Raw genomic sequence first — 6169 nt, 5'->3', positions numbered from 1 at the left:
TTTTGAAATGTTTAAATTTTTGTTGCTTTTTTGTTATAATGCCTGATTTTAACTGTGGAAATTCTTATGTAAAATTACGAAATGATTTACTCAAAAACAAGTTAAGTAATTAATATCCAGACGTGCAAGAGCAAATAAAGAAATAATACATTGTACCATGATCTGAGAATAAAGATCAATAGGGAAGGAGTTGTACTAATGAAAATCTTGAATGGACGGAGAAGTAAGTCAGTTATTCGATATATTTATATCCTACTCCTTTAAGGGTTACAATATGCTCTTCCCCGATTTTTTCCCTTAACCTGCGGACATGCACATCGATATTCCTGTCGCTTACGATAATATCATCGCCCCAGAGTTGTTGAAATATTTCTTCACGTTTATATACTTTTTCGGGGTGGGACGCTAAAAGTGATAAAAGATCGAATTCTTTTTTCGTAAGTAATAATTCCTTGCCTTTATTGATGACGACAAACCTTTCCTTGTCAATAACAATATTGTCTGATGGCATGTCCTCTTTCTCTTTGTTTACTGCGGAAGAATTGAACTCTCCCGAGTATCTTTTTAGCAGGGCTTTGATCCTGCTTATTAGAACTTTCGGATTAATGGGTTTAATAATATAATCGTCGGCTCCGGCCTCAAAACCAACGACCTGCGAGTAATTTTCTCCCCTGGCCGTCAGAAATGCAATCAATGGCTGGTTTTCAAGGTTGCTGCTCCGGATTTTCTCGCAAGTTTCTATGCCATCCATTTCGGGCATCATGATGTCCAGGATGATCAGATGAGGATTCATTTTTTTTACTTCCTCTATCGCATCTTTCCCGTTAGTGGCTGTACTGACTTCGTAGCCTTCTTTTCTTAAATTGTAAGAAACGAACTCCAGGATATCCGTTTCGTCATCAACGAGCAAAATTCTATATTTTAGTTCTTTAGACATTTTTATCCTCTATGTAGCTATAATTGAATGCATTGAAATTTTAGATTAAAAATGAAACTACCCCTGCTTTTGGACTACTGCTTTACTGCGGATTGCTGATATTAATACAAGTGAGAAAAATTATAACAACCCCAAAATGCAAGATAAACCAATAGCGTAATTAGCCCAATGACAAGAAGTATGAGTTCTTCCAAATCCTTCCTTAATAATTTCCGATTTAATTCCGGTTTTACCATCTGTTCTGGATTTTTTGAGCCTATTCAATTTCGTTCCTTTTTAAAATATATAATAAAAATAGACTTTTATTATGAACTGAAGTTTAAACGATTATTAAGTTAATATTAAGTTTGATTTTGGACTAAGAATTCCCGGTCTGAAAAAATCCTGAATTTCCTTTTGTCAAGTTACATAGTATCAACAGTATGAGTCAGGAAATGAATAGTCTTTGATTTAAGGTATTGGAGGATGGTTTATTTTAAATACCTTTGATTTTTAAATCAAGGAATATGGAAAGCATTTATGAATTTATGAGGCAATTGGTGAATCCGGAAAGTATCATTCAATATGGAGGAATTTACCTGCTTCTGTTTGTGGTTTTTGCGGAAACCGGTTTGTTCGTCGGATTTTTCCTTCCCGGTGATTCCTTGTTGTTTACGGCTGGTCTGTTATGCGCTACCCGTGTATTGCAGATTCATATTGTTTTTTTAGTCTTGCTGATAATTCTTGGGGCTGTTCTAGGGAATATATCGGGTTATGCATTTGGGAAAAGGGTAGGTATACGTCTCTTTAAAAGGGAATCCACACTTTTTTTCAAACAGAAGCATCTGATTTCTGCCCGGAAATTTTATTCAAAATATGGGGGCAAAACCATTTTCTTTTGTCGTTTTTTGCCGGTAGTAAGAACATTTGCGCCCATTGTTGCAGGAATCGTGAAATTGGATTACCGGAAATTTCTTTTCTATAATCTGCTGGGGGCAACATGCTGGGTTTGTTCTCTGGTTCTCTGTGGTTATTTTCTGGGAATTTATGTACCCGAGGTGAAATTTTACCTGGAATACATTATTATTTTTCTAATTGTTATTACTTCTATCCCCTTAATTATATCTTCCTTGAAGAAAAAACATAAGTTAGCCCTATAATATCACCTACATTCAAGGTTATTTTTTATAAATTTGCCTTTTTTAGAAAAAGTAAAATATTTAGGTCAGTTACCTTTTTATGTCATAAATTATAATATTTTTTCTAAAAACTGAGAAAAATCATCTATAATTTTGGGTGATCGAATTTGGTTTTCTCAATAATCTTGAGCATATTTAAAAAAGAAAAAAGTTTTGTTCTATAAAACTTTTAGATAAAACATAAAGTTATGAATGTAGAAAAAGTCATAAATGATCTGGAGAGAAAGCATCCAGGAGAAATGGAGTATCTCCAGGCAGTTCGTGAAGTTCTGGATTCAATCGCTGACGTGTATAACGAGAATCCTCAGTTTGAAAGTGCCTGTATCATTGAGCGTTTAGTCGAGCCGGATAGAATATTAACTTTTAAAGTTCCCTGGGTGGATGATAACGGTAAAACACATGTTAATTTGGGTTACAGGGTTCAATTTAATAATGCCTTAGGCCCCTATAAGGGGGGATTGCGTTTTCACCCCAGTGTTAATCTGAGTATTTTGAAATTTTTGGGTTTCGAACAGATATTTAAGAACAGTCTGACTACCCTGCCCATGGGGGGAGCCAAAGGGGGCTCGGATTTTGATCCTAAAGGCAAATCTGATACGGAAGTCATGCGTTTCTGTCAATCTTTCATGCTGGGACTCTGGAAATTGATCGGTCCTGAAACGGATGTCCCGGCCGGTGATATTGGTGTCGGAGGGCGTGAAATAGGTTATTTGTTTGGCATGTATAAAAAATTAGCCGGTGAACATAACGGAGTATTGACCGGAAAAGGAATCAACTGGGGAGGCAGCCTGGTTCGACCTGAAGCAACGGGTTTTGGCGTTGCTTATTTTACCCGTGAAATGCTGGCTACCCGCAATATAGACATAAAAGGAAAAACCGTAGCTGTTTCAGGCTTTGGAAATGTGGCCTGGGGCGCAGTTAGAAAAGTTACTGAATTTGGGGGGAAAGTGGTTACCCTTTCCGGACCCGATGGCTATATTTATGATCCTGACGGGATTTCAGGTGATAAAATTGACTACATGCTGGAATTACGTTCTACCAATGACGATATTGTTAAGCCGTATTCTTTCGAGTATAAAAATGCAGAGTTTCATCCCGGGAAACATCCCTGGGAAGTGAAATGCGACATTGCCTTGCCATGCGCTACTCAGAATGAGCTTAACAAGGAAGATGCCTTTAACCTGGTGAAAAATGGCTGCGTCTGTGTTTGCGAGGCTGCCAATATGCCTTCTACCCCGGAGGCTATAGAAGTTATCCAGGAAAATAAACTTCTTTTTGCACCGGGTAAAGCTGCAAACGCCGGCGGCGTTGCAACATCCGGACTTGAAATGTCGCAGAATGCCATGAAGTTGAACTGGACCAGGGAAGAAGTGGATACAAAACTTCATTTGATTATGAGGAATATTCATGAAGCCTGTGTAAAGTTTGGCCGCCGTCCCGACGGATATATTGATTATGTGAAAGGTGCCAATATCGCCGGATTCCTTAAAGTGGCCAATGCCATGCTTGACGAAGGTGTTATATGATATTTGACTAATGACTAGTCTTCAAAAAAAGATCCATGGGCAATTACTCATGGATATTTTTTTTAAAATCTTTAGCAGAATTTATAATTCATTATCCCTTTACATTGTATTCAAAGGGATGTTCTTTTCTGAAATCCGGTTGATAGTTTTTTCCGCTCTCTAATTCCTGTAACCAACCGTTATAGAATCCCAAATTCTCCATTTCATGAACAACTTCATGGTATTCTTCCGAAGTCAATGTCCGTCCAAGCAGAGGATGGTCTTTTACATTCTCTATTGGATAATATTGCGACATCAGTGAAAGATGGATAGAAGGTGAAATTTCTTCGGCTATTGTCTTTAACACTTTTTTGCTTTCTTCGACATGACCGGGCAGGACCAGATGTCTGATAATCATGCCCCATTCAGCCTGGCCTTCATCATTTACTATTAAGGTAGAGCCTTTCTGTCTGTACATTTCTTTGATTGCCTTCAAGGCAATGGTTGGGTAATCGGTACAATCAGAATAATCTTTTGCGGTCTGGCTTTCGTAATATTTAAAATCAGGCAGGTAGATATCTACAATATTTTCCAGATCCTTTAAGGTTTCTACTTTGTCGTATCCGTTGGAATTGTATACGACTATCGGTTTATACCCCAATTGATGTAAAGCCTTTACTATTGCCACCATTTGCGGGACGTTGTGCGAGGGAGAAACGAAACCTACTGCTTTGCATCCTCCCTCTAAATATTTTATGATGGTATTTACCACCTGTTCCAGGCTAAGAGAATATTCAAACTCTGAACTTTTGTTATTGCTTATCTGATAATTCTGGCAATAAATGCATTGCAAATTACACCGGGTGAAAAATACATTACAGATTCCATCCTTTCCGCTTATTACCGGCTCTTCGCCTCTGTGGTTACAGATTGAAGCTATATTGAATCCTGCATTTGTTTTGCAATATCCAAGTTTACCGGAAAAGCGGTCGGCTTTGCAGTTCCTTGGACAAATGTTACATTCCTTCAGGCAATTCAAGGACTCTGGAAAATTTTCCCAATTCATATTTTGTATTTCTAAAATAAAATGCAAATATCGGTTTTTATATTTAAAAGTTACATGTAGATTTTTGCTTCTTTTGTTGTCTGCATTTTGTCAGGATATGATGAAATTTATTCTGTAACAACAATGATTTCTCTTGCTTTTTGTGATGTTGTTCTCATAAATGACTTAATTTTGATTTTATTTTTGTCGAGATCATGGAAATAAAGTAAAATCAATGAAGCCGGAACCTGTTATAGAAGTAAGAAAGCTTTCGAAATCCTTTAAAGATGTCAAAGCTGTTAGAGATGTTAATCTGTCCATTGGAAAGGGAGAGTTTGTGGCTTTACTGGGCCCCAACGGGGCAGGGAAAACTACCTTGGTGGAAATGATTGAGGGCATCCAGCATCCCGATTGCGGACAGATACTGCTTAAGGGGAGGCCGTGGAAAAGCAACGAAGATGAGCTCCATCGTATCCTGGGTTTGTCATTCCAGGATACACGTTTCATCGACAGGCTTACGGTAAAGGAGACTGTTCGTCTGTTTGCCAGTTTTTATGGATTGCCTCATAGCAGGGAAGAGGAGATTATTAATATTATCCGGCTTACGGAAAAGCAAAAGTCCTATGTGATGAATCTTTCGGGCGGACAAAGGCAGCGGTTGGCCCTGGGCATCGCCTTATTGAATAAACCTGAAATATTGTTGCTGGATGAACCAACCACCGGACTTGATCCTAAAGCCCGTCATGAAATTTGGGATATCCTTAAACAGCTAAAGGAAGAAGGAAATACTTCCCTTATCCTTACTACTCACTACATGGAAGAAGCTGAATATCTTTGCGAAAGAATCGTGGTGATGAATCAGGGACAAATATTGGCTGAAGGAACCCTGGATCAAATCCTTTCCATGGATGGTGATCATGAAATAGTTGAATTTTCTTGTGATAGCGAAATTGATGTTTCTATTTTTAAGGATATAGAGGGAATTAGTAAGGTGGTGTGGAATAAAGATGAACATCAGTGCGAGATTCGAGTGAATAATACGGTGGAAGTTTTGCCTAAGATAGCGGATACTTTGAAAAACAGGAATATCAACATTCAAAGTCTTACCTGTCGCAAGACTACTCTTGATGATCTGTTTATCAAGATGACCGGAAGAAAGATTATTGATGAAAATTAAAGTTAATGATCAATTGAAATATAGCATATTTCTAAGCTTGAAAAATAACTTCCTATTAAGTTTGAAATAGTATAAGGTACAAATTATGCGTGAATTATTACAGTTAATTGGTATACAGTTTAAAGAATCTTTCAGGGAACCGGCTTCATTGTTCTGGTCATTCGCTTTTCCCATACTGATGGCCTGGGGATTGGGCATAGCTTTTTCGTCAAATCGGGAAATAGTTAGAAATGTCGCTGTTGTACTTGATAAAAATCAGAATAATTCTGAAATTAAAAAACTATTAACCAATAATTTAACAACACTTGAGTTTAAAGGGAAAGTATA

Annotated in this window: 6 protein-coding genes; 4 read left to right on the top strand and 2 right to left on the bottom strand. The window is 37.6% G+C overall.

The features are described 5' to 3' along the window. Nucleotides 1–232: 232 nt before the first annotated feature. Entirely contained in the window at nucleotides 233–937 is a 705-nt protein-coding gene (locus Q8907_11210) for a response regulator transcription factor (GenBank protein ID MDP4274835.1), read from the bottom strand. A gap of 506 nt (nucleotides 938–1443) precedes the next feature. On the opposite strand from Q8907_11210, the gene Q8907_11205 reads away from it, so the two are divergent. Continuing rightward, nucleotides 1444–2076: a VTT domain-containing protein gene (locus Q8907_11205; protein ID MDP4274834.1), complete on the top strand. Its 633-nt coding sequence runs from the start codon at nucleotides 1444–1446 to the stop codon at nucleotides 2074–2076. Between the two features lie 227 nt (nucleotides 2077–2303). After that, nucleotides 2304–3641: an NADP-specific glutamate dehydrogenase gene (gene gdhA, locus Q8907_11200; GenBank protein ID MDP4274833.1), complete on the top strand. Its 1338-nt coding sequence runs from the start codon at nucleotides 2304–2306 to the stop codon at nucleotides 3639–3641. Nucleotides 3642–3732: 91 nt separating this feature from the next. Here gdhA and Q8907_11195 read toward each other — a convergent pair whose 3' ends face one another. Continuing rightward, entirely contained in the window at nucleotides 3733–4686 is a 954-nt protein-coding gene (locus Q8907_11195) for a radical SAM protein (protein MDP4274832.1), read from the bottom strand. Between the two features lie 214 nt (nucleotides 4687–4900). Here Q8907_11195 and Q8907_11190 point away from each other — a divergent pair, with 214 nt between their 5' ends. Together Q8907_11190 and Q8907_11185 are read left to right on the top strand one after the other, a co-directional pair. After that, nucleotides 4901–5842, top strand: a complete 942-nt coding sequence (locus tag Q8907_11190; protein ID MDP4274831.1) for an ABC transporter ATP-binding protein — start codon at nucleotides 4901–4903, stop codon at nucleotides 5840–5842. An 85-nt stretch (nucleotides 5843–5927) separates the two neighbouring features. Next, on the top strand, nucleotides 5928–6169 hold a 242-nt coding region (locus tag Q8907_11185), incomplete at its 3' end, for an ABC transporter permease (GenBank protein MDP4274830.1).

This window comes from Bacteroidota bacterium (assembly GCA_030706565.1).
Classification (GTDB): Bacteria; Bacteroidota; Bacteroidia; order Bacteroidales; family JAUZOH01; genus JAUZOH01.
Note: the sequence above shows the minus strand (reverse complement) of the source record. Positions and strands in the feature narration are given on the sequence as shown.